This window comes from Acidaminococcus fermentans DSM 20731 (genome assembly GCF_000025305.1).
Taxonomy (GTDB): domain Bacteria; phylum Bacillota; class Negativicutes; order Acidaminococcales; family Acidaminococcaceae; genus Acidaminococcus; species Acidaminococcus fermentans.
Genome location: NC_013740.1, coordinates 556,461 through 579,070, shown reverse-complemented (window position 1 = coordinate 579,070; position 22,610 = coordinate 556,461). Strand labels below are relative to the sequence as shown.

The window sequence follows — 22,610 nt, the reverse complement described above, 5'->3', positions numbered from 1 at the left end:
TTGTCACTTTCTGCTGCAAAGCTCCGCCAGTTTCATGTACTTCATGGCGGTATAGATTCCGTGCTGAAGCGCTGCAATGAATCCCATGCTCCCTTCCAGGAACCCGCCTTCCAGCACATAGGCTTTCACCATCCCCAGCAGGGCATGTCCGGCAGCGGTCCGGGCCGTAGCCTTTTTGCCCCGTTCCCGGGCTTCTTCTGCCCACAGGGAGGTATAATGGCCGGCCTTGTTCCACCACTGGGCAAAGGAATCATAGGTGTAATGGTGAAGGGATTCTCCCAGCTCCGTCACCGGCAGTGGACATTCCGGCCGTTCGTGGACTTTTCCCACCCAGCAGACTTTTTCCCGGGGAAACAGCCGCTTCACCCGGTCCGGGCTGAAGGCTCCATGATGGAATTCATGGCCGAAGGCTATGTTGATCCGTTTGAAGGAATACTGATGGTCCTGGTTTCCTTTTTTAATGGCATTGATTTTTTCCACCAGCGCCGGGGTCAGCCGTTCATCGGCATCCAGATACAGGACCCAGTCTCCCTTGGCCTGGGAGAGAGCAAAATTCCGCTGAGCGGCAAAGTCCTCATCCCATTCCCGGAAGGCGATTTCCGCTCCGGCCTCCCGGGCCAGGGACACGGTATGATCCGTGCTTCCGGAATCCACCACCAGCAGCTGATCGGCACAGGGGCGGGCGGAATCCAGGGCAGCCAGGATGTGTTTTTCTTCATTTTTCGTCAGGATAGCTACCGTACAGGTTCCCATAATGCGTCTCCTTTTCTCATTCAACTTTAAGTCTACCCTAAAGATAGAGGAAAGGCAAGGCGGCAAGGTGGATTTTTTAGCCAGAGGCAGTCACTCGTCTGCAGTCACCAGTCTCCAGCCGAAGAAAGCCGGCTTTTTGCCGGACTGGAACAAAACAAGGGCCGTTGCCTCAGCAACAGCCCTTTGATTCCGTATGGAGCGGAAAACGAGATTCGAACTCGCGACCCCCACCTTGGCAAGGTGATGCTCTACCACTGAGCTACTTCCGCAAATAGATTACTTGTACAGTATATTACAGTTTTGGATTTATGTCAAGAGAAAGAAGTATTTTGCGGGCCGCCCGGCGTACGGCCCTCCGGTACCGTGCGGGGCAGCCGGAGTCCATTGATTCCGCTTTCCCCTATTTTCTTTCGCCGCAGTACCGCTCCAGTTCTCCCAGATCCCTGATAAAGGGGATTTTTTCCACCCATTCTTTCCACACAAACCCTTCTCCGGCCATCCGGTCCAACAGGGTCTTCATGGGCTGCCAGTAGCCTTCGTAATCCAGGAAGGCAAAAGGGTTGGGCATCATATCCAGCTTGTTCAGGCTCATGATTTCGCTGATTTCTTCCAGGGTTCCGATACCCCCGGGAAAGGCCAGGAACAGATCTCCCAGTTCCAGCATCTTCTGTTTCCGCTGGGCCATATTCTCGGTAACGATCAGTTCCGTAAGGCCTTCATGCTGGAGTTCCTTTTCCATGAAGAACCGGGGTTCCACGCCAATCACCCGGCCGCCCTGTTCCAGGGCCCCGTCAGCCAGGTTTCCCATAAGACCGGTACGGCTGCCCCCATAGACCAGGGTATGGCCGTGAATGGCGATCCACCGGCCCAGTTCATAGGCATACCGGGCGTATTCAGGCCGGTTTCCCGGGTTCGCCCCCAAATAGACAGTGATGTTCATGTGTGCCTCCTTTTTTGCAGTCACTAGTCTCTAGTCACTAGTCTGCAGCTTATGGAAAGGACCCGCCTCTAAAAGGCAGGTCCTTTTGATGCTACAAAATCATTAAAATTTGCTTGCAAATTTTTACCATCGGCTAGTAACTATTCGCTAGTGACTAGTGACAGGATGTGAAAAAAGTATTTTTCACATCCTCTTAGAAGTCCCCCAGCACCAGCTGAGAAATGTTCTTGCTGTGGTCGCTGACCCGTTTCATGTTGATCAGCAGTTCCAGCATCACAAATCCGGTTTCCGGGGTGCAGACCCCTTCGTTCAGCCGTTCCACATGGCTCTTCCGCATGGCCTTCTGCTTGATCTTGACCTGATGGGAGAAGTCCAGGGATTCCCGGGCCAGGTCCTTGTCATTGTTTTCCAGGGCCTTGATAGCCTTGGTGGCGGCGGACACCACCAGGACTTCCAGTTCCTTCATTTCCCGGTTGGCTTCGGGAGAGAAGGTGGTGCCGTCTTCCCGCATGCTCCGGACCCGTTTGGCAATGATTTCCGCATGGTCACCGATCCGTTCGATGTCATTGCAGGCATGGATCAGGCCAGTGTGGAGATTGGACATCTCCTTGGTCATGTTCTTTTCGCTCATCTTGGTGAGATACACGGTAATGGCCTCTTCCAGACTGTCGATCACCGGTTCATGCTCCAGGATGAAATCCACATCTTTCTTGTTGTAGTTGTCCACACAGGCAAAGGATTTCCGGATGTTCTCCAGGGCCAGATCCCCCATCCGGACCACTTCCTTGGCAGCCAGTCCCAGAGCCACGGCCGGAGTATTCAGCACGTTTTTGTCCAGGTACTTGGGCTGATAGGAAATGTCGTTTTCTTCCCCGGGCATCAGTTTTTTGATGAACCGGGTGAAGTAAGGCGCCAGAGGCAGGAAAATACAGGTATTCACCAAGTTAAAGGTGGTATGGGCATTGGCAATCTGCCGGCCGATGTTCCCGGCTGGAGAAATATCCTTTACAAAGGAAATGAAAAAGGGCAGAAGGATCAGGGCGATGATGCTCCCGCACAGGTTGAACATCACGTGGGAGCAGGCCACCCGCTTGGCATTCAGTCCGCTTTGGAGAGTAGCCAGGACGGCAGTGATGCAGGTACCGATGTTGTCACCCAGGATAACGGGAATGGCCCCTTCCAGGGGAATCAGGCCCTGGCTGGCCATGGCCATCAGGATACCGATGGTGGCGGAGGAGGACTGGATCACCAGGGTCATCACCAGACCGGTGAGCAGCCCCATAAGAGGATGGGTGGAGAATTTGCCCAGGATATCCACAATCCGGGGATCCTGCCGGAGAGGAATCACCGCATTGCTCATCATGCTCATGCCCAGCATCAGGATTCCGAAGCCCAGGAGCACCGCCCCCAGATTTTTCAGTGTCCGTTTCTTGCACACGATCTGCATGACGAACCCGATGGCAATGATCAGGGTGATGTAATCAGTCAGGTTAAAGGCAATCAACTGGGCGGTCATGGTAGTCCCGATGTTGGCCCCCATGACAATCCCAAAAGCCTGTTCCAGGTTCATGAGCCCGGCGTTCACCAGACCCACGGTCATCACCGTGGTGGCACTGGAAGACTGGAGCACTGCCGTAACCCCTGCCCCCAAAGCCACCCCATAGATGGTCTTTTTCGTCAGCTGCCCCAGGATCTTCTGGAGCCTGGCTCCTGCCGCCTGCTGCAGGCCGTCGCCCATCATCTGCATGCCGTACAGGAAAAGAGAAATACCGCCTAAAAACAAGAATAGCTGAACCAAAATGATCTCCTCCGCAGTTTGCGTTCCATTGTTCTATTGGTTGATGAAATTGGTATACATTTTGATTTTACCACATCTCAGCTGTTTTCACCAGTTCACTATGGAAATATGCAACATTCTGAACATTTTAGTGCAAAAAAAATCTCCTGTCACTTTCGTGACAGGAGATTTTGAAGAAACGAGGCTTATTCAGCGTCCAGTTTTACATAGCCGGCCAGACGTTCTTCAGCGTCTTTCTTGGTCTTGGCATACAGAGCTTCTGCAATGTCAGGGAACCCTTTGGCCAGGGATGCATACCGTACTTCGCCCTTCAGGAAGTTTTCGAATTCATCGAAGTTCGGAGTCTTGGTGCTGTCCAGGAAGAAGGACTTCTTGCCTTCAGCCTTCAGAGTCGGGTTGTACCGGAAGCAGCTCCAGTAACCGCAGTCAACAGCAGCCTTGGCTTCCAGGAAGGAGTGCTGCATGCCTCTCTTGATGCCGTGGTTGATGCAGGGGCTGTAGCAGATGATCAGGGAAGGACCATGGTAAGCTTCAGCTTCCCGGATGGCCTTCAGAGCCTGGTTCTTGTCAGCGCCCAGGTTGATCTGAGCCACATATACATAGCCATAGGTCATGGCCATCATGCCCAGGTCCTTCTTCTTGGTCCGTTTGCCGGATGCGGCGAACTGAGCCACAGCAGCTTCAGGAGTGGACTTGGAGGACTGACCGCCGGTGTTGGAGTAAACTTCGGTATCGAATACCATAACGTTTACATCGTCGCCGGAAGCCAGGACATGATCCAGACCGCCGTAACCGATATCGTAGGACCAGCCGTCGCCGCCGAAGATCCACTGGGACCGTTTCACGAAGAACTGTTTGTTTTCATACAGAGCTTCCAGTTCCGGTTTGCCGGCTTTTTCAGCTTCCAGCAGTTCAACCAGTTTTTCAGCCCGGGCACGAGAGCCTTCGCCTTCATCTTTGTTGGCGATCCAGTCTTCCATGGCAGCCTTCAGGTCAGCGGAAGCAACAGCTTCAGCAGCCTTCATTTCATCAACCAGACGATCCCGGACAGCTTTTACGCCCAGGTACATACCCAGACCGTATTCAGCGTTGTCTTCGAACAGGGAGTTGGCCCAGGCAGGACCATGGCCCTTGTGGTTGGTGGTGTACGGCATGGAAGGAGCAGCAGCAGCCCAAATGGAGGAGCAGCCCGTAGCGTTGGCAATCATCATACGGTCGCCTACCAGCTGGGTTACCAGTTTGGCATACGGAGTTTCGCCGCAGCCTGCGCAGGCACCGGAGAATTCCAGCAGCGGCTGTTCGAACTGAGAACCCTTCACCGTAGCGGTGGTCATGGGGTTGGCTTTCGGAGCAACCTTGTTCACAACATAATCCCAGATGGGAGCGCGGCCTTCCTGGGTAGCGAACGGCTTCATGGCCAGAGCCTTGTTGCCTTTCATGCCCGGGCAGGCATCCACGCAGTTGGAGCAGCCCTGGCAGTCCATCGGGCTGACGGTGATGCAGAAGTTCAGGCCTTTTGCACCCAGAGCCGGTTTGGTCTGCAGACCTTCCGGAGCGTTCTTGACTTCTTCGTCAGTCAGCAGGAACGGACGGATGGCAGCGTGCGGGCACATGATGGCGCACTGGTTGCACTGGATGCAGTTTTCAATGTTCCATTCAGGAACGTTGATGGCAATACCGCGTTTTTCATAAGCAGCAGTACCGGAGGGGAAGGTACCGTCGGCCTGGCCCATCAGAGCGCTGACCGGCAGGCTGTCGCCTTCCTGTTCGTTCATGGGAATCATGATGTTGTCGACGAAATCGTTGCCAGTCTTCTGGTACAGGTCTTCGTCTTTTGCATCAGCCCATGCAGCGGGGATTTCTACCTTGTTGATGGCATTGACGCCCTGATCAACAGCAGCGTTGTTCATGTCAACGACCTTCTGGCCTTTCTTGCCATAGGAGGTGACGATGGATTCCTTCAGATACTTCACAGCATCATCCACGGGGATAACGCCGGTCAGTTTGAAGAATGCAGCCTGCATGATCATGTTGATACGGCCGCCCAGACCGATTTCGGAGGCGATCTTCACAGCATCAATGGTGTAGAATTTAATGTCGTTGGTTGCCAGGTAACGTTTCAGCTGGCCAGGCAGTTCCTTGTCCAGTTCTTCAGCGTTCCAGGGGCAGTTCAGCAGGAACACGCCGCCTTTTTTCAGGCCGGAGGCTACGTTGTAACGATGTACATAAGAAGGATTGTGTACAGCAACATAGTCAGCGAAGTTGATCAGGAACGGCATATGGATCGGAGTATGGCCGAAACGCAGGTGAGATACGGTGATACCGCCGGACTTCTTGGAGTCGTAAGCGAAGTAGCCCTGTGCGTACATGTCGGTCTTGTCGCCGATGATCTTGATGGCGCTCTTGTTGGCACCAACGGTACCATCGGAACCCAGGCCCCAGAATTTGCAGGAGATGGTGCCTTTCGGGGTGATGTCCAGGGTCTTTTCCTTCGGCAGGGAGGTGTTGGTCACATCGTCCACAATGCCTACGGTGAAGTGGTCTTTCGGTTCAGCAGCCTTCAGGTTGTCGAACACAGCCAGAGCATCGCCAGGATAGAATTCCTTGGAACCCATGCCGTACCGGCCGCCAATGATCAGAGGCCGTTCAGCCTTGTTGTAGTAGATGTCGCGGACATCCAGGTACAGAGGTTCACCGTTGGAACCAGCTTCCTTGGTCCGGTCCAGAACAGCAATCCGTTTTACGGTTGCGGGCATAGCCTGGAAGAAGTGTTTGGCGGAGAACGGACGGTACAGATGTACGTTCAGTACGCCGACTTTTTCACCCTGAGCGTTCAGGATCTTGACAACTTCTTCAACAGTCTGAGCGCCGGAACCCATGATGACAACAACGTTTTCTGCATCGGGAGCACCGGTGTAGTTGAACAGTTTGTAGTCACGGCCGGTCAGCTTGCTGATTTCGTTCATGTAGCCTTCTACGATTTCCGGCAGAGCTTCGTAGTATTTGTTTACAGCTTCACGGGTCTGGAAGTAGATATCCGGGTTTTGGTTGGTACCACGGATAACAGGATGATCCGGGTTCAGCGCATTTTCACGGAATTTCTTCAGTTCATCGTAGTCAACCAGTTTTTTCAGTTCATCATAGTCCAGCAGTTCGATCTTCTGGATTTCGTGAGAAGTACGGAACCCATCGAAGAAGTTCAGGAAAGGCACATGGCCTTTGATGGCGGACAGGTGAGCAACTGCGGTCAGGTCCATAACTTCCTGAACGCCGCTTTCTGCCAGCATGGCAAAGCCGGTCTGACGGCAAGCCATAACGTCACTGTGGTCACCGAAGATGTTCAGAGAGCTGGTAGCCAAAGCTCTGGCTGCAACGTCGAAAACGGCGGGCAGCAGTTCGCCAGCGATTTTGTACATGTTCGGGATCATCAGCAGCAAGCCCTGGGATGCGGTGTAGGTCGTGGTCAGAGCACCGGAAGCCAGAGAACCGTGCACAGCACCAGCTGCACCAGCTTCGGACTGCATTTCCATGATCTGTACCGGGCGATCGAAAATGTTCTTCTTGCCATGAGAAGCCCATTCATCACTTGCTTCTGCCATAGGAGAAGAAGGAGTGATCGGGTAGATCGCTGCAACTTCCGTAAACGCATAAGAAGCATATGCGGCCGCGGTGTTGCCATCCATTGTCTTCATTTTTTTCATTTAAATAGCCCCTCTTTCTAAGAGATACTGACTACGATAGTAAGACTTCCATAGTCCCCCTAGTCGCCTATAATTATATATCAAAATGAACAGAATCTCAAATAAATTTTTTCTTATTTGTAGACAATTTATTATGAATTGTCTAACAACTCCCAAGAGTACATTTTGAATTTTCCTGTTGCATTCTTTTCGTTTTTTTGTTAAAGTTGAAGCATCACTAGGGGCGCTATCGCTGAGAGACCTGACGGTCGACCCTTTGAACCTGATGCGGTTAATACCGCCGAAGGAAAGTGGTAAGGCTGTTTTTTCGGGCCGCTTTCCTTTTCCCAGGGAAGCGGCCCTTTTTGCATCCATGAAGGAGGATATGTTTTATGCTGACCCAAAGACAAGCTGCGCTGCAGGGAAAAATCACTGACCAGATGGCGGAAGTAGCCCGCCAGGAGGGAGTCACCCCCGAATTCATCCGGGACGGAGTGGCCAAAGGCACCATCTGCATCCCAGCCAACATCAACCATAAGAACCTGGTTCCCCGGGGGGTGGGCGAAGGCCTTTCCACCAAAGTCAACGCCAATATCGGTACTTCTTCCGCTTTCCCGGATCCCGCTCCGGAACTGGACAAACTGAAAGCGGCCATCGACGCCGGTGCGGATGCGGTCATGGATCTTTCCACCGGGAACAACATCGATGCCTCCCGGAAGGCCATCATCGAACATTCCACCGTCATGGTGGGTACGGTTCCCATCTACCAGGCCACGGTACAGGCCATCAAAGCTCATGGCAAAGTGACCGAAATGGACAAGAACGACATTTTCACCGTGGTGGAACAGCAGGCCAAAGACGGGGCTGACTTCATGACCATGCACTGCGGTCTCACCCGCCAGTGCCTCCACAACCTGATCAGTGAAGGCCGGGAAATGGACATTGTGAGCCGGGGTGGTTCCTTCCTGTCCGGCTGGATGCTCCACAACGGGAAGGAAAACCCCTTCTACGAATTCTACGATGAAATCCTGGACATCTGTGCCAAATATGACGTGACCATCAGCCTGGGCGACGGCTGCCGTCCCGGTTGCCTGGCGGACGCCACCGACCGGACCCAGATCCAGGAACTGCTGAACCTGGGCGAACTGACCCAGCGGGCCTGGGCCAAGGGCGTACAGGTCATGGTGGAAGGACCGGGCCACGTCCCCTACAACCAGATTGCCACCAACATGCAGCTCCAGAAACGGATCTGCCATGGTGCTCCCTTCTATGTGCTGGGGCCTCTGGTCACCGATATCGCTCCCGGCTATGACCACATCACCTCCGCCATCGGCGGCACCCTGGCCGCCTTCACCGGCGCCAACTTCCTGTGCTATGTGACCCCGGCGGAACACCTGGGCCTGCCGGACATCAACGATGTCCGGGAAGGGGTCGTGGCCGCCCGGATCGCCGGCCATGCGGCTGACGTGGCCAAAGGGCTGCCCTCTGCCGTAGCCCAGGATCTGGCCATGGCCAAAGCCCGGAAAGTACTGGATTGGGACAAACAGCTGAGCCTGGCCATCGATCCGGAAAAAGCCAAAGCCATCCGGGCCGCCAAGAACAAGAGTAGCGAAGAATACTGCTCCATGTGCGGCGACTACTGTGCCGTAAAGATCATGAACGAATACATGGACGAAGTGAAAGCGAAGAAGAACAAGTAAAAAAGGGGCCTGGACGGCCCCTTTTTTCAACGGTCAACGGTCAGCTGTCAGCGGCCGATGGAAAAGACCTGCCCCACGATCCGGGGCAGGTCCTTTTTTTGCAGAAGAACAAAAAACGCACCTCCCGCAGGAGATGCGTTTTGCACTTTCCATAATCCGGAACGGAAAATTACCGTTTGGAGAACTGGGAAGCCTTTCTTGCTTTTTTCAGACCGTACTTGCGGCGTTCCTTTTCCCGAGGATCGCGGGTCAGCAGGCCGGCTTTCTTCAGCAGGGGACGGAAGTCAGCGTCCACTTTCAGCAGGGCACGGGCAATACCATGACGGATTGCACCAGCCTGGCCGGAGATGCCGCCGCCAACAACGTTGGCCAGTACATCATATTTGCCCAGGGTTTCAGTGGTGTCCAGCGGCTGCCGAACAACCAGTTCCAGGGTCTTCAGGCCGAAATATTCACTCAGTTCACGGCCGTTTACAACGATCTTGCCTTCGCCCGGAACAAGGCGAACACGGGCAACAGAGCTTTTGCGGCTGCCAGTTGCATCATACGTAACTTTTGCCATTTTCTAGTTCTCCTCTCCTCTTAGCGAATATCGATGGTCAGAACTTCAGGCTTTTGTGCAGCATGAGGATGTTCAGAACCAGCGTATACATGCAGTTTTTTGATGATCTGATTGCCCAGACGGTTATGGGGAACCATACCCTTGACAGCCAGTTCCACCATTCTTACAGGGTTATTTTTCAGCATATCCCCTGCTTTGGTGTATTTGTCGCCGCCCAGATACCCGGAGTGACGGAAGTAAACCTTCTGCACCAGTTTTTTGCCGGTCAGTTTCACCTGAGCAGCATTGATGATGATCACGTGATCACCGGTATCCATATGCGGGGTAAAAGTCGGTTTATTTTTACCGCGGAGCACTTTGGCAACTTCTGCAGCCAGACGGCCCAGAGTCTTGTCAGCGGCATCCACTACATACCATTTGCGTTCAATGGTAGCCGGGGTGGCCATGTATGTTTTCATCCTTATTCCTCCTAATAAAAACTCATTCTTGAAGTGTATCCGGTGATGAGTCTTTGGGTACGGGCCGGGGCTAACGGCGCATGCTCAAAGTGATACCGTAATATTGTACAGTATATTACAGGTATTGTCAACTTCTTTTCTTTTCCCGGGCCAGGAAATTGTACAGGGCTCCAATCAGGCCCGCATCATTGCCCAGGCCGGCAAAAGCCACCGTGGTCTTGTCCAGCACCACCGGCAGCAGTTCTTTTTTCAGGCTGTCCTGGAGCATGGGTTCCAGCAGTTCCTGCTGGGCCATGATGCCCCCGCCCAGGATCACACGCTGGGGATTCAGCAGATAGCAGATGGCGGCAATACCGGTGGCCCACTGATGGACGGTTTCCCGGAGCAGCCGGTGGAGGGGCTTGTCCCCGTGCCGGACCATCTCACAGAGGATCTTCCCGTTGAGGGTCTCCGGCTCCACCCCTTTCAGGCGGGCAGCTTTCTGGACCAGGGCCGTTACCGAGGCGGCGTCTTCCCAGTGGAGCCGTCCTCCCAGTTTCGCCTGGCCCACTTCTCCGGCGGTGCAGGAATGGCCGGGCCACAGTTTTCCGTCCAGCACAAAGGCGCCGCCGATGCCGGTACCGATGGTGATGCAGAACAGGCTTTTTGCGCCCCGTCCGTTCCCCAGCCAGTATTCTCCCAGGGCCGCTGCATTCACGTCATTTTCCACCCAGCAGGGCAGCTGGAGTTTCCGGGCCACCAGCTGGACCAGATTGGTACCGGTGAGCCCGGGAAAATGAGGGGCCGCATGGAGCACTTCCCCGGTGCGGGGATTGATCATGCCGGCCATGGAAATGGCTGCCCCCTGGATCTTGAAATACTTCTGGTAGGATCCGATGAGTCTCAGCACCTGTTCCAGGAATGCATCCACCCCGTCTTTGGCAATAACATTGGGGAGACTGTCCTTGTTGAACAGTCTCCCTCTGCTGTCTGCCAGGCCGTATTTGATGGCGGTGCCTCCAATATCCAGGCAGATGTATTTGTCCATGGTGTCAGCCCTGTGCTTTGATAAAGGAAATGGCCTTTTCCAGCCGTTCCAGGGTCTTTTCCCGGCCCAACAGCACCATCACATCGAACATGCCCGGGCTGAAGGTCCGGCCGGTGAGGGCCAGGCGGGTGGGATGGATCACCTTGCCCAGGGACAGCCCCAGTTCTTCCGCCAGTTTGTTGTAACATTCCTCGGTGGTCTTCAGATCGAACACCGGCAGGGCTGCCAGGGCATCGTGGGCCTTCTGGAGCAGGTCGGCGGCTTCCGGCTTGAAGGATTTGGCTGCCCCTTTGGGATCGTAGCTGTCGAAATCATGGAAGAAATAGCTGGACCCGTCCGCCAGTTCTTCCAGGGTCTTCACCCGTACCCGGACCACATCCACCAGATGGTCGAAGTATTCCTGGTGGGCCGGCAGATAGCTGTCGTCGATGAGCCCGGCTTTCTTGAAGAAAGGCACGGCCGCGTCAGCAATTTTCCGCAGAGGCAGGTTGGACAGGTACTGGCCATTGAGCCAGGTGAGTTTCTTCACATCATAGACGGCGGCCTTTTTGGACATTTTGCTGAAGTCGAAGGCTTTCACCGTATCTTCCAGGGTGAAAATTTCCTCATCGTTCCCGGGAGCCCAGCCCAGCAGGGTCAGGTAATTGATGATGGCTTCCGCCAGGTACCCTTTGTCCCGGAATTCTTCCACGGAGGTAGCCCCATGCCGTTTGCTCAGCTTGCTCCGGTCCGGTGCCAGGATCATGGGCATATGGCCGAATTCCGGTGCCTTCCAGCCCAGGGCCTCATAAATCACCAGCTGCTTGGGAGTGTTGGTCAGGTGTTCTTCTGCCCGGAGCACGTGGGTCATACCCATGAGATGGTCATCCACCACCACGGCAAAGTTGTAGGTGGGGATGCCGTTGGTCTTCATGATGACGAAATCATCGAACTGGTTCCAGTTGAAGGTCACATCCCCATGGATCATGTCATGGACGGTAATGGTACCGTCGTGAGGCAGTTTGATCCGGATGGAATGGGGTTCGCCGGCTTCCACCCGTTTTTTGGCTTCCGACGGATCCAGGTTCCGGCAGGTGCCGGCATAATGGAAGGGCTGCTTTTTCTTCCGCTGTTCTTCCCGCTGGGCTTCCAGATCAGCGGCGGAGCAGAAGCAGTAGTAAGCCTTGCCTTCATCTACCAGCTGCTGGCAGTATTTCCGGTACAGATCCAGCCGTTCAGACTGGTAGTAGGGGCCATGGTCCCCGCCCACTTCCGGGCCTTCATCCCAGTCCAAGCCCAGCCATTTCAGGCTGGTGATGATCTGGGAAACGGAATCTTCCTTCAGCCGGTCCCGGTCCGTATCTTCGATCCGCAGGATCATCTTCCCGCCCTGGCTCCGGGCAAACAGCCAGTTGAACAGAGCCGTCCGGGCCCCGCCGATATGCAGATACCCCGTAGGACTGGGGGCAAAACGTACACGTACTTCACTCATGGTAAGCACCTCTCCCTTTCAATTGCCTTTATTTTTCCTTGCGTTTCTGTTTCCGGGACGCTTCCGCGTATTTGGTTCCCCGTTTGTTGGGCCCCACGGCGCTTTTTCCCCGCTTTGGCACCCGTTTCTTTTTGGGGCGCACCGGTTTCACCGTCCGCCGGACTGTTTCCCCGGCCAGGTTCTGCCGTTCCAGGGTGATGTCCAGCTTCTTTTCCAGATTCTGGAGCCACCGGGTCTCATCAGCCGTATAGAACGTGATGGCCGTCCCTTCGCTGCCGGCCCGTCCGGTCCGGCCGATCCGATGGACATACCAGTCCGGATCGTGGGGGATGTCGTAGTTCACCACCTGGGTGATGCCTTCCACATCCAGCCCCCGGGCGGCGATGTCGCTGGCCACCAGGATCTGGAGCTTGGCCTTCCGGAAGTTTTCCATCACCTGCCGGCGCTTGGTCTGGGACATGTCCCCGTGGAGCACGTCCACATTGAACCCTTCCCCGTAGAGCCAGTCAGACAGCTCGATGGCCCGTTCCTTGCTGCAGCAGAACACCAGCATCAGGAAGGGATTGTATCGGCGGATCAGGGATGCCAGGGCATCGGCCTTGTGGTCTTCGCTGACCTTGATGCAGATCTGATGGATGGTGGAAGCGGTGGATTCTTTAGGGGCAATGTCGATGACCAGGGGATTGGTGGTCAGCTGCCGGCCCAGTTTCCGGACTTCCTCATCCAGGGTGGCGGAACACATCATGGTCTGGTGGGGCTGGGGCATCAGGCTCAGGAGGGTTTCGATATCTTCTCCGAAGCCCTGGCGGAGCATTTCATCCACTTCATCCAGCACCAGGTATTTTACCCCGCCCAGACTGGTGTTCCCTTTCCGCAGGTGGTCCAGCAGCCGGCCGGGGGTCCCCACCAGCACCTGGGCCCGATGTCCGATTTTCCGTTTTTCTTCTTCAAAATCCCGTCCGCCGCTGACTGTCAGGGTGCGGATGCCCGTATCCCCCTCCAGTTTCCGAATCTCTCCGGCCGTCTGCTGGGCCAGTTCCCGGGTGGGGGAAAGAATCAGGGCCTGGACAAATTCCTTCTGGGGGTCCACTTTATCAAACAGGGGGATCACAAAGGACAGGGTCTTCCCTACCCCGGTCTGGGCACGGGCGATTACGTCCCGTCCGTTCAGGAGGGCCGGGATGGCACGCTCCTGTACAGGGGTGGGGATGTCCTTCCCCGTCCGATGGAGCTTCTCCACCATCGTTTCGTCCACTTTCAGCTGGGCAAAACCTGCCGCCATGGGATCATCTCCTCTCAATTTTCAATCGTACCCTTTATTATAGCGTAAAAAGGAAAGGAATGGAAGGAAAAAGGGGTGCCAAGGCTCCTGGGGTATCAGCAGTTGACCGCTGACAGAAAGGGAGGGTACTGCAAGCGTAAACTTTTCACGCTTCCAGCACCCTCCCTGCATTTCTTATTTCCTTCCCGGGTACTTCTTCAATCCTTCCGCCAGGATGTGCATGGCCTTTTTCAGGTCATCGGCATTGAGCACGTAAGCCAGCCGGGCTTCATCCTGTCCCCGCTTCACATCGGAGGCATAGAATCCGTTGCCGGGGGTGATCATCACGGTTTCCCCGTCGATGTCAAAATCTTCCAGCAGCCATTTGGCGAACTTTTCCGTATCGTCGATGGGCATTTTCACCATCACGTAGAAAGCCCCTTTGGGATCGGAGGAAATCACCCCATCCATCTGGGCCAGGCAGGCTTTGATGGTATCCCGGCGTTTGGTGTATTCCTTCTTCACACCTTCCCAGTAGGATTTGGGCGTGGTGTAGAGGGCCGCCGCTCCCAGCTGCTCGATATTGGGGCAGGACAGCCGGGCCTGGCAGCATTTCAGCAGTTCCTGCTGGAGTTCTTTGTTCCGGGTGATCACACAGCCGCTCCGGGCACCGCAGGCGCTGTACCGTTTGGACACGGAGTCGATGAGCACCAGGTTGCCATCCAGTTCCCGCAGCCGTCCGAAGCTGGTGTATGCTCCGTCATAGACGAATTCCCGGTACACTTCATCAGCAATCAGAGCCAGATCGTACTTCCGGACGATCCGGGACAGCATGTCCATTTCCTCCCGGGTATAGATCACCCCGGTGGGGTTGCCCGGATTGGAAATCAGGATGGCCCGGGTCCGGCTGTTGATGTATTTTTCCACCGTGGCTTCATCAGGCAGATGATAGCCGGTATCCGGAGATGTGGGGACCCCATTGATTTCCACATTGTACGCCCCGGTGAAACTTTTGTAGTTGGCGTAGAAGGGCTCGAACATCAGCACATTGTCCCCTGGATCACAGATGGTCATAATGGCAAAGGAAATGGCTTCACTGCCTCCGTTGGTGACAAAAATGTCGTCCAGGGCGTAGTCCATATCCCAGGCGGCATAATATCCCTGGATGGCCTTCAGCAGTTTTTCATCTCCCTGGGATTTTCCGTAGGCAACCACTTTGGGATGGTAGGAGGCCACCCCTTCAAAGAAACTTTCCGGGGTGGGGATGTCCGGCTGTCCGATATTCAGGTGATAGATTTTTTTTGTTTTTTCCACCCGGTTGGCAATGGGAGCCAGCTTGCGGATGGGTGATGTGGGAATGTGCAGTGTCCGTTGGGAAATGTGCATCGTTCTTGCTCCTCCTTACAGTAAATCTCCAAAAATGGAATGGCCGATGAATTCCCGGATGATGGAGTTGTTGGGAATGGCCTTGTCATCAATGGATTCCACGATCTGCAGCATATCCAGGAAGTTCCGGGCCACCGGATATTCTGCTGCATCCCGGGGAATCTGCTCCAGCAGGGGACAGGCATACTTTTTGAACACTGCCAGTTCGTAGATGAGGGTGGTGTTGAACATGATGTCCGCCTCTTCGCTGAAGGGAAAGATATTCTTTTCTTCGCCCTGGCGCACCTTGGGCCAGTTCTGGATGGTCTGCCGGGCGTCATGGGACCGGAACTGGGAATCCCGGACCATCCGCCGCAGAAGGCGCATGTCCGTAGTGGGGATCCGGTTGTAATCGTCAAAGGAAAGCGGTGTCAGGGCACTGATGTAGATCTTCATCTTGTTCCGCCGGCGGACCCGGGCGGATAGCTTCTCGTTCATGCCGTGGATGCCTTCCACCACCAGCACGCCATCGTCTCCCAGGAACACCTTCTGGCCCCGGTATTCCCGGTGGCCGGTCTTGAAGTTGAAATAGGGCAGTTCCACGGTTTCGTCCCGGAGCAGCCGTTCCATATGGTCGTTGAACAGCTCTGTATCCAGAGCCTCGATGGATTCAAAATCAAAGCTTCCGTCCGGCAGCCGGGGTGTGTTTTCCCGTTCCTTGAAATAGTTGTCCAAGGAAATGGGAATGGGCCGGAGTCCGTTCACCCGCATCTGGACAGCCAGCCGCTGGGAAAAGGTGGTCTTGCCGGAAGAGGAAGGCCCGGCAATGAGCACCAGCCGCACATTCCGCCCGTCCGCATCGATCTCGTCAGCGATCCGGGCAATGGATTTTTCGTGGTAGGCTTCACTCATCTGGATGATGCCCCGGCTGTTCCCTTCCCGGATGTACTGGTTCAGGGCCGCCACCGTAGGACAGTGCATCACCTGGCCCATTTTCTCCGAACCGGCATAGACCGCCGCCAGTTTCTTCCGTTCCACATAGGGTTCCAGCCGGTCCAGCTGGTCCTGCCGGCCGTACCGGAGCAGGATCCCGGAGCCCATCCACCGCAGTTCAAAGACTTTCAGACAGCCCAGATTGGGCAGAAGCGGAGTAACTGAATAAGCCAGCCGGTGCCCCCCCACCCCATAAAGATTGATCTGGTAATTCTCCGGCAGTACATCCAGGAGAGGCGCCTCGTCCCGGTAAAAAGCCGGATTCACGTAGTTCCAGGCCTCATCCCGGGTGATCTGCTTCACCTGGACCGGTTCCTGGTCCCGGATCATCTCTTCCATGCAGCGGGTCACATCTTCCAGGTCGTACTTGCTGAGAAAAATCTTGTTCTTCACGGCACAGTACAGCCCGTGGCCAAAGGTGTTTTCCACTTCCAGCCGGATTTCCGGGCGCTGCCGGCGCATGGCTTCGATCAGGGCAAACTGGAAGGTGGCGATGTAGGCCCGGTACCCCGGTTCACTGTCCAGGGCATAGAAGGTCACATGGTCCCCTTCCTGAGGGCACAGCTGCAAAGGCCGGAGCTGACCGTTCACCACGCCCAGGGCAATGGTGCTGGAATACATTGACTGGTATGTTTTGGCGATGACGCCCAGTGGTGTATGATCCTGGAATGATTTTGGTTTACCGTCCGGCCCGATGATCTGCATCTTCTCTGCTCTCCTTTTCTTTTTTCAGTCTTCTCCTACTGCATCCATGGCCGCTTTGATCTTGGCCGCCATGCCGTAGACCTTGTGTTTGGGCACGCCGCACACAGCCACCCGCACGCCGGCCGCCAGAGGCACACAGAAGATATTGTCTTCATGGAGCCGGTTGCACACGGCTTCCGGATCTTTGGCAGGAATGGACAGGAAGAACCCGGAAATGTAGGGCAGCATTTTCAGGCCGCACTGTTTGGCTTCTTCCGTGAAGATGTCCCCCCGTTCCTGGATCATGCTGTAGTAATGGGCCCGTTCCTTCTGGATGGTATCCAGCAGTTCCGGATTGCTGTAAATGGTGTCCAGGGTATCCATGGCGCCCCGGTTGCAGTTGGACCAGCAGGCCCGGCTGGTGTATTTGTTGGCGTTGATGAATTCCAGGATCTGTTTTTCATCGCTGGTGACCCCGATGAGAGCCCCACAGCGCTGGCCGTACATGGTAAAGCTCTTGGACAGGCTGTAAGCGATGAGACCGAAGATGTTTTTGGGCAGGTTGGACAGTTTCCGGAAGATTTTCCGGACTTCTTCCCGTTCCCCGGCATAATCGATGTAGGCCACATCCAGGCACAGGGTGGCGGTCTTGTCGGTGCCGGCAACGGCATTTTCCAGCATCTTCAGTACATTCTCGATGTCTTCCGGCGTCAGGCTGAAGCCGGTGGGGTTGTGGGCCGGGGTATTGATGATCAGCAGGATCCGGTCCTGATGGGCCAGGATTTCCCGGACTTTTTCCTCACAGGCAGCCAGGTTGAATTTGTGGTCCGGCGTGGTCATGGGATAGGTGGCCAGGTGCCGGTCCATGTCTTCACAGATCTGGTTGTAGGCACCCCAGTACCAGGCAGAGGTCAGGATGGTATCCCCGGCTTCCGCATAGTTCCAGACTGCATGGTGGATGGCACCGGTGCCGCCGGCCGTGGCGATGGCTGCGGTGAATCCTTCCGGACGGGACTGGCTGAAGCAGGCGTTCTGGACCAGTTCCAGGTATTCCGGCAGTCCCATGATGGGAGCGTACTTGAAGTATTCCGCATCTTTCAGTCCACGGAATACCTTGCTGACTGTGGGCAGCACCACAAAGTTTTCATCGTTGTCCAGGATGCATCCGATGGTGGCGTTGATCACTGCATCTGCGCCGATTTCACTGATCCGTTTCTGGGCGGCTTCACTGGCCCCGAAAATACGGTCCTTGGACGGTTTTGTCTTTTTCTGCGCATGTGGTGCTACACAGCTGTTCATCATAATGATAGGTCCTCCCCTCAGTAAAAAGCGAACGTTTTAAAAACGAAAATAATCGTTGTACATTCTATTATCTCATTATTAACGAAATCGGTCAATAAGAACTGGGTATTTCTCTTGATTTGGAACTTTTTACAGGACCTGTTATAAATTTTCCGTGAAACAGGACTTTTTTTCCTCTTTCCCGGGTTTCCAGACGCCCATCTCTGGTATAGACACCGGGATACCGGGTTTCCCACTGGCGGAAAAAGGTGAAGAGCTGAGGGAAGGATCCTTCCAGATCAGCTTCCAGCCCGGAAGGCAGCGCTTTGCCCTCCGGGTTCAGAGGTGCCAGCCGGAGTACCTGGAGCCCGGACCGGGCGGCTTCCGTCTCCAGACACCCTGCCCAGGCTTCCGGGCTCTGCTGTCTGTTTTCCCTGGCATACCGGTCCAGCCGTCTTTTTTCTTCCCCAGACTTTTCCGGATCCCACTGGCCGGCAAAGACGGCCAGCTGCCGGATCCGGTTCCTCATTGCTCCGTTCTGCCGGTTCCGATCCAGGATGTCCCGTCCCAGGGGAAGCAGCAGACAGATCCACAACAGAAAGAGCCCCAGGCAAAGCCCCAGGCCCCGGAGGTTCCTTCCCCCCAGGGGAAGGACTCGTCTCTTTTTCTCAGCCATGGGCCTTCTCCCCTTTCAGCTGGATCCGCAGGGAAAAGCCTGTAAGATCCGATTCCCGTTCTTCCTGTTCCATCCGTTCCAGCTTCACCTGCGCCAGTTCCGGCTGCTTCCGAAGACGGCTGACCAGGGCCAGCGCTCCGTCCCGTTTCAGGCTCCGGCCTTCCAGGACCAGGGTCCGCCCTTCTTTCTGCTGCTCCACCCGGGTCAGACAGCAGTCGGAGGGAACCTGGTTCCCCAGCAGTGTCAGGAATCTTCCCCAGGAAACCTGCTGCTTCATCCGTTCCCTGGTTTCCTTTTCCTGCCGGACCAGGAGCTTCCGCCTCTCCTGCTGCTCCGTCCAGCGGCTTTCCCAACCAGCCGCCTGCCGGAGATGTTCCCGGCAGCGGGTTTCTTCCCGCAGGCACAGAAACCGGGCCCCCAGGCCCCACAAAAGGAGTGCCAGCGTACCTGCCGCCATTTTCTTCCCCAGATCCAGCCAGGAGATGCCGGACAGCCACCGTCCCCTTTCCCCGCCGGAAGCAAAGCAGAATGCACTGGGCCTGCCTTCGGACAGTACGGCTCCCAAGGCCCCGCAAAGGCCGGAGGTCAGCCCGGAAGGCTGCTTTTCCGTGTAATAAGGCGCCCATTGGAACTGGGCCTTTCCCTCCAGGAGCCGGACCGGACAGTCCCACTGCTGCTGGAAGAATTCCTTCCATGCCTGCTGTTCCTCTTCCGTGCCCCCTGCCAGATACAAGCCGGTGGGCCCTGTCTGGAACCGTTCCCGGATTCCGGCCGGCAGTTTGTCCCACAGGAGCCCGGCTGTTTCTTCCGGCATTGCCTCTTCCCCATCGGCCAGGGGAAGATTCCGCAGGGCCAGCAGCCGGCCGTATCCATACCAGGCGCCCTGGATCCGGTCCAGGTCCCGGACCAGGAGAAAAGCAGCAGGTTCCTGCTCCATCCAGCGTCCCCAGGCTGCCGGCGCTGCTTCCTGGCGGAGCAGTTCCCAGTCCATTTGCCGGGCAATGGTTTCTCCAGTTTCCAGAAGAGCCAGGGGGACGGCGGCAGCCAGGATATCTTCTCCCGTTTCCGGTCCGGCTTCTACCCCCAGGGCAAAGGTCCCGGGAGGATATTCGATTTGCTGGAGGATTTCCCAGGATGCCGCCTCCGCCTGTTCTTTCCGGGACAAACCGGGCAGGAGCAGGTTCCGGAATTCCATCAGGTCAGGGCTCAGGGTCCACAGCACGGAGGAAGCGGTCAGCCCCCGTTTGGCACAGACCTCCTGGAGCCACAGGGCCACTTCTTCTCCCTGGTCCCGGGAAAAAGCCCGGCGGATCCGTTCCGGCCAGGCCAGTTCCAGGAACCGCTCCACTTCCCAGCCGCCTTTCTTCCTTTGTACCTGGACCAGGGTCACCGTCCTGGCGCCGGCCTGGACGGCCAGCAGATGCCCGGGCCAGGGAGCCAGATGCCGTCTGATCCACTCCCCGGCCCTGGACAGCCAGTACCGGCCCTTTGTCCGGTCCAGTTCCAGGATTCCCAGGAAGCAGAACAGTTCCGGCATCCCGCCTGTATCCACGGGGCCCAGGAGAGCCCGGCTCCGCAGCAACAGTCCCGCTCCAAAGAAAAAAGGAGCCAGGGGGACCTGCATGGCCATGTGTTCCTGCCACCGGCTGTGGGTCTTGAACCCCAGGAAAGCCACGGACAGGAAGGCCATGCCCATGGCCAGGAAAAAGCTCCGGAGTCCCAGGACCGGTCCCAGCCACAGGCCCATCACCGCAGCCAGTTTGGGATCTCCCGCTCCCATGCCCTCAGGGACCTGCCAGTGGATCAGGGCCAGCAGCGCCCACAGGATGGCCGCACCTGCCACCGGCCCCAGGAAATCCCCATCCGTCAGTCCATGGAGGATCAGGAACAGCAGTCCCAGAGGAGGGAAAAAATCTTCATACAGCTGGAGTTCGTCCATGTCCAGCCAGGAAACCACCAGCATCAGGGACAGGCAGAGCAGCCGTACGGCCAGTACCGCCGGAGAGCCGGGCATCCGGGCCACCAGGACAAAAAGGGCCCCGCAGGCAGCCTCCCGCCAGAACAGGGAACCGGACAGTTCCGCTCCGCAGTGACGGCAGCGTCCCTTCTGGGCCAGCCAGCTCACCAGGGGGATCAGTTCCAGAGGACCCAGCACCGCACCGCAGCTGTCACAGTGGGAACGGGGACGAAAAATGGATTCCTCCCGCCGGATCCGCTGGGCCCACAAATCCAGGAAGCTGCCCAGGCAGCAGCCCACGATGCCCCAGAACATTCCGGGGAGGTATGATATCATATATTCTGTCATTGCCATCTTCTCCCTTCTATCCCTGGATACTGGTCCGCAGCTGGATGGCTTCCCCCAGATGGAGGGGTGTGATTTCCCGGCTGCCGGCCAGATCCGCGATGGTCCGGGCCACTTTGATGATCCGGTCATGGCTCCGGGCGCTGAGCCCCAGGCTGACGAAATATTTTTCCAGCAGGGCTTCCGCCTGCGGAGTCAGGGGACAAAAGGCTTTCACTTCCCTCCGTCCCATGCTGGCGTTGCAGAAAAGATGGGTCCCTTTCAGCCGTTCCCGCTGGATCTGCCGGGCCGCCACCACCCGCTGCCGGATCACCGCTGAACTTTCTTCTTTTTTCCGGCTTTTCATCTCCTGGTACTGGAGCCGGGGCACATGGATCTGGATATCGATCCGGTCCAACAGTGGACCGGAGATTTTTTTCTGATACCGGGCAATATCCCCGGGCCGGCAGGTGCACTGATGGAGATTGTCCTCTTCTCCCCAGAAACCGCAGGGACAGGGGTTCTGGGCCGCCACCAGGATGAACCGGGCAGGATAGGTCAGGGACGCCTGGACCCGGCTGATGGTGACCATCCCGTCTTCCAGAGGCTGCCGGAGCACTTCCAGAGCACTCCGGGAAAATTCCGGCAGTTCATCCAGGAACAGGACCCCATGGTGGCTGAGGGTCACCTCTCCCGGATGGGGGATGCTGCCCCCGCCGATCAGGGCCGACTGGGACACGGTATGATGGGGACTCCGGAAGGGCCGTTCCACCATGATGCCGTGGCGACCCTTCAGCAGCCCGGAGATGCTGTAGATTTTGGTCACTTCCAGAGCCTCTTCTTCCGTCATGGGAGGCAGGATGGAAGGCAGACGGCGGGCCAGCATGGTCTTGCCCGCACCGGGAGCTCCCACCATCAGCACATTGTGTCCTCCGGCAGCGGCGATTTCCAGAGCCCGTTTGGCCACCTTCTGCCCCTGGACATCGGCAAAATCCACCGTATCCTCCAAGGGCTTTTCCAGTTCCAGCACTTTCTTGGCCAGGGGTTCCAGAACCTGTTTCCCCTGGAAATGATCCACAATCTGCCCCAGATTGTCCGCGGTATACACGGCAATCCCGTCCACCAGTTCTCCTTCCGTGGCATTGCCGGTAGGGATGAACATGGAAGGCAGGCCTTCCGCCCGGGCCCGGAGGATCATGGGCAGGATCCCGTTCACCGGCCGCAGGGACCCGTCCAGGGCCAGTTCTCCTGCAAATACCGGCATGGGTTCCGGCAGTTTCACGTATTTTTTAGCCGCCAGCACCCCCAGGGCGATGGGCAAATCCAGTCCGGCTCCGTCTTTTTTCAGGTCTGCCGGGGCCAGGTTGACGGTAATGTGGGTATCGGGAAACCGGAAGCCGGAGTTCTTCACTGCCGCCTTCACCCGCTCCCGGGCTTCTTTCACCGCCGTATCCGGAAGGCCCACCATTTCAAAAGCCGGCATGCCGTTGGTCACATCCACCTCCACCGTAACCATTTCTCCGTTGATGCCTCGGGTGGTCTCCCCCCAGGTCCGTGCATACATGGAATCAGCTCCTTTGTCGTGTATCGTTCATCGTGAGTCGTTCATCGTTTGTCGTGAGTCGTTCATCGTTTGTCGTTCATCGTAGGTAAAAAAGAAGGCTGCTGTCTTTGCAAAGC

16 protein-coding genes, 1 tRNA gene and 1 riboswitch are annotated in these 22,610 nt (G+C 56.3%); of the genes, 1 reads left to right on the top strand and 16 read right to left on the bottom strand.

Annotated features, from left to right (window positions below):
• Window positions 1–3 precede the first annotated feature (3 nt).
• From ACFER_RS02605 to nifJ, 5 genes are all read right to left on the bottom strand, one after another.
• Window positions 4–753 carry a glycosyltransferase family 2 protein gene (locus tag ACFER_RS02605; RefSeq protein ID WP_012937885.1) on the bottom strand — a complete coding sequence of 250 codons (750 nt, stop codon included), beginning with the start codon at window positions 751–753 and terminating at the stop codon, window positions 4–6.
• Between the two features lie 194 nt (window positions 754–947).
• A tRNA-Gly gene (locus tag ACFER_RS02595) sits at window positions 948–1,022 on the bottom strand.
• Window positions 1,023–1,153: 131 nt separating this feature from the next.
• Window positions 1,154–1,693, bottom strand: a complete 540-nt coding sequence (locus tag ACFER_RS02590) for an LOG family protein (protein ID WP_012937884.1) — start codon at window positions 1,691–1,693, stop codon at window positions 1,154–1,156.
• A 193-nt stretch (window positions 1,694–1,886) separates the two neighbouring features.
• Window positions 1,887–3,491, bottom strand: coding sequence for a Na/Pi cotransporter family protein (locus ACFER_RS02585; RefSeq protein ID WP_012937883.1), 1,605 nt, complete (start codon window positions 3,489–3,491; stop codon window positions 1,887–1,889).
• Window positions 3,492–3,676: 185 nt separating this feature from the next.
• Window positions 3,677–7,192: a pyruvate:ferredoxin (flavodoxin) oxidoreductase gene (nifJ, locus tag ACFER_RS02580; RefSeq protein WP_012937882.1), complete on the bottom strand. Its 3,516-nt coding sequence runs from the start codon at window positions 7,190–7,192 to the stop codon at window positions 3,677–3,679.
• A 209-nt stretch (window positions 7,193–7,401) separates the two neighbouring features.
• Window positions 7,402–7,498, top strand: a riboswitch (TPP riboswitch).
• Window positions 7,499–7,563: 65 nt separating this feature from the next.
• On the opposite strand from nifJ, the gene thiC reads away from it, so the two are divergent.
• A complete protein-coding gene (gene thiC, locus ACFER_RS02575) occupies window positions 7,564–8,871 on the top strand; it encodes a phosphomethylpyrimidine synthase ThiC (protein WP_012937881.1) in 1,308 nt (435 codons plus the stop codon).
• A gap of 169 nt (window positions 8,872–9,040) precedes the next feature.
• Here the strand turns inward: thiC and rpsI are convergent, their stop codons facing one another.
• From rpsI to ACFER_RS02520, 11 genes are all read right to left on the bottom strand, one after another.
• Window positions 9,041–9,433 carry a 30S ribosomal protein S9 gene (rpsI, locus tag ACFER_RS02570; RefSeq protein WP_012937880.1) on the bottom strand — a complete coding sequence of 131 codons (393 nt, stop codon included), beginning with the start codon at window positions 9,431–9,433 and terminating at the stop codon, window positions 9,041–9,043.
• Between the two features lie 20 nt (window positions 9,434–9,453).
• Window positions 9,454–9,891 (bottom strand): 50S ribosomal protein L13, encoded by a 438-nt coding sequence (gene rplM / locus ACFER_RS02565; RefSeq protein ID WP_012937879.1) that lies wholly within the window; start codon window positions 9,889–9,891, stop codon window positions 9,454–9,456.
• A gap of 127 nt (window positions 9,892–10,018) precedes the next feature.
• Entirely contained in the window at window positions 10,019–10,918 is a 900-nt protein-coding gene (locus ACFER_RS02560; RefSeq protein ID WP_012937878.1) for an ROK family protein, read from the bottom strand.
• A gap of 4 nt (window positions 10,919–10,922) precedes the next feature.
• The gene (gene gltX / locus ACFER_RS02555) at window positions 10,923–12,389 is read right to left on the bottom strand and encodes a glutamate--tRNA ligase (protein WP_012937877.1); all 1,467 of its coding nucleotides are present in this window, start codon (window positions 12,387–12,389) and stop codon (window positions 10,923–10,925) included.
• A 28-nt stretch (window positions 12,390–12,417) separates the two neighbouring features.
• Window positions 12,418–13,671, bottom strand: coding sequence for a DEAD/DEAH box helicase (locus ACFER_RS02550; RefSeq protein ID WP_012937876.1), 1,254 nt, complete (start codon window positions 13,669–13,671; stop codon window positions 12,418–12,420).
• Window positions 13,672–13,845: 174 nt separating this feature from the next.
• The gene (locus tag ACFER_RS02545; RefSeq protein ID WP_012937875.1) at window positions 13,846–15,036 is read right to left on the bottom strand and encodes a pyridoxal phosphate-dependent aminotransferase; all 1,191 of its coding nucleotides are present in this window, start codon (window positions 15,034–15,036) and stop codon (window positions 13,846–13,848) included.
• A 15-nt stretch (window positions 15,037–15,051) separates the two neighbouring features.
• Window positions 15,052–16,713 carry a nucleoside kinase gene (locus ACFER_RS02540; RefSeq protein WP_012937874.1) on the bottom strand — a complete coding sequence of 554 codons (1,662 nt, stop codon included), beginning with the start codon at window positions 16,711–16,713 and terminating at the stop codon, window positions 15,052–15,054.
• Window positions 16,714–16,737: 24 nt separating this feature from the next.
• The gene (locus tag ACFER_RS02535) at window positions 16,738–17,994 is read right to left on the bottom strand and encodes a pyridoxal phosphate-dependent aminotransferase (protein WP_012937873.1); all 1,257 of its coding nucleotides are present in this window, start codon (window positions 17,992–17,994) and stop codon (window positions 16,738–16,740) included.
• A gap of 91 nt (window positions 17,995–18,085) precedes the next feature.
• Window positions 18,086–18,649, bottom strand: a complete 564-nt coding sequence (locus ACFER_RS02530) for a hypothetical protein (protein ID WP_012937872.1) — start codon at window positions 18,647–18,649, stop codon at window positions 18,086–18,088.
• Window positions 18,642–20,960, bottom strand: coding sequence for a prepilin peptidase (locus ACFER_RS02525; protein ID WP_012937871.1), 2,319 nt, complete (start codon window positions 20,958–20,960; stop codon window positions 18,642–18,644). The genes ACFER_RS02530 and ACFER_RS02525 overlap by 8 nt, the downstream gene beginning before the upstream one ends.
• Before the next feature lie 10 nt (window positions 20,961–20,970).
• A complete protein-coding gene (locus ACFER_RS02520; protein WP_012937870.1) occupies window positions 20,971–22,494 on the bottom strand; it encodes a YifB family Mg chelatase-like AAA ATPase in 1,524 nt (507 codons plus the stop codon).
• Window positions 22,495–22,610: the final 116 nt, after the last annotated feature.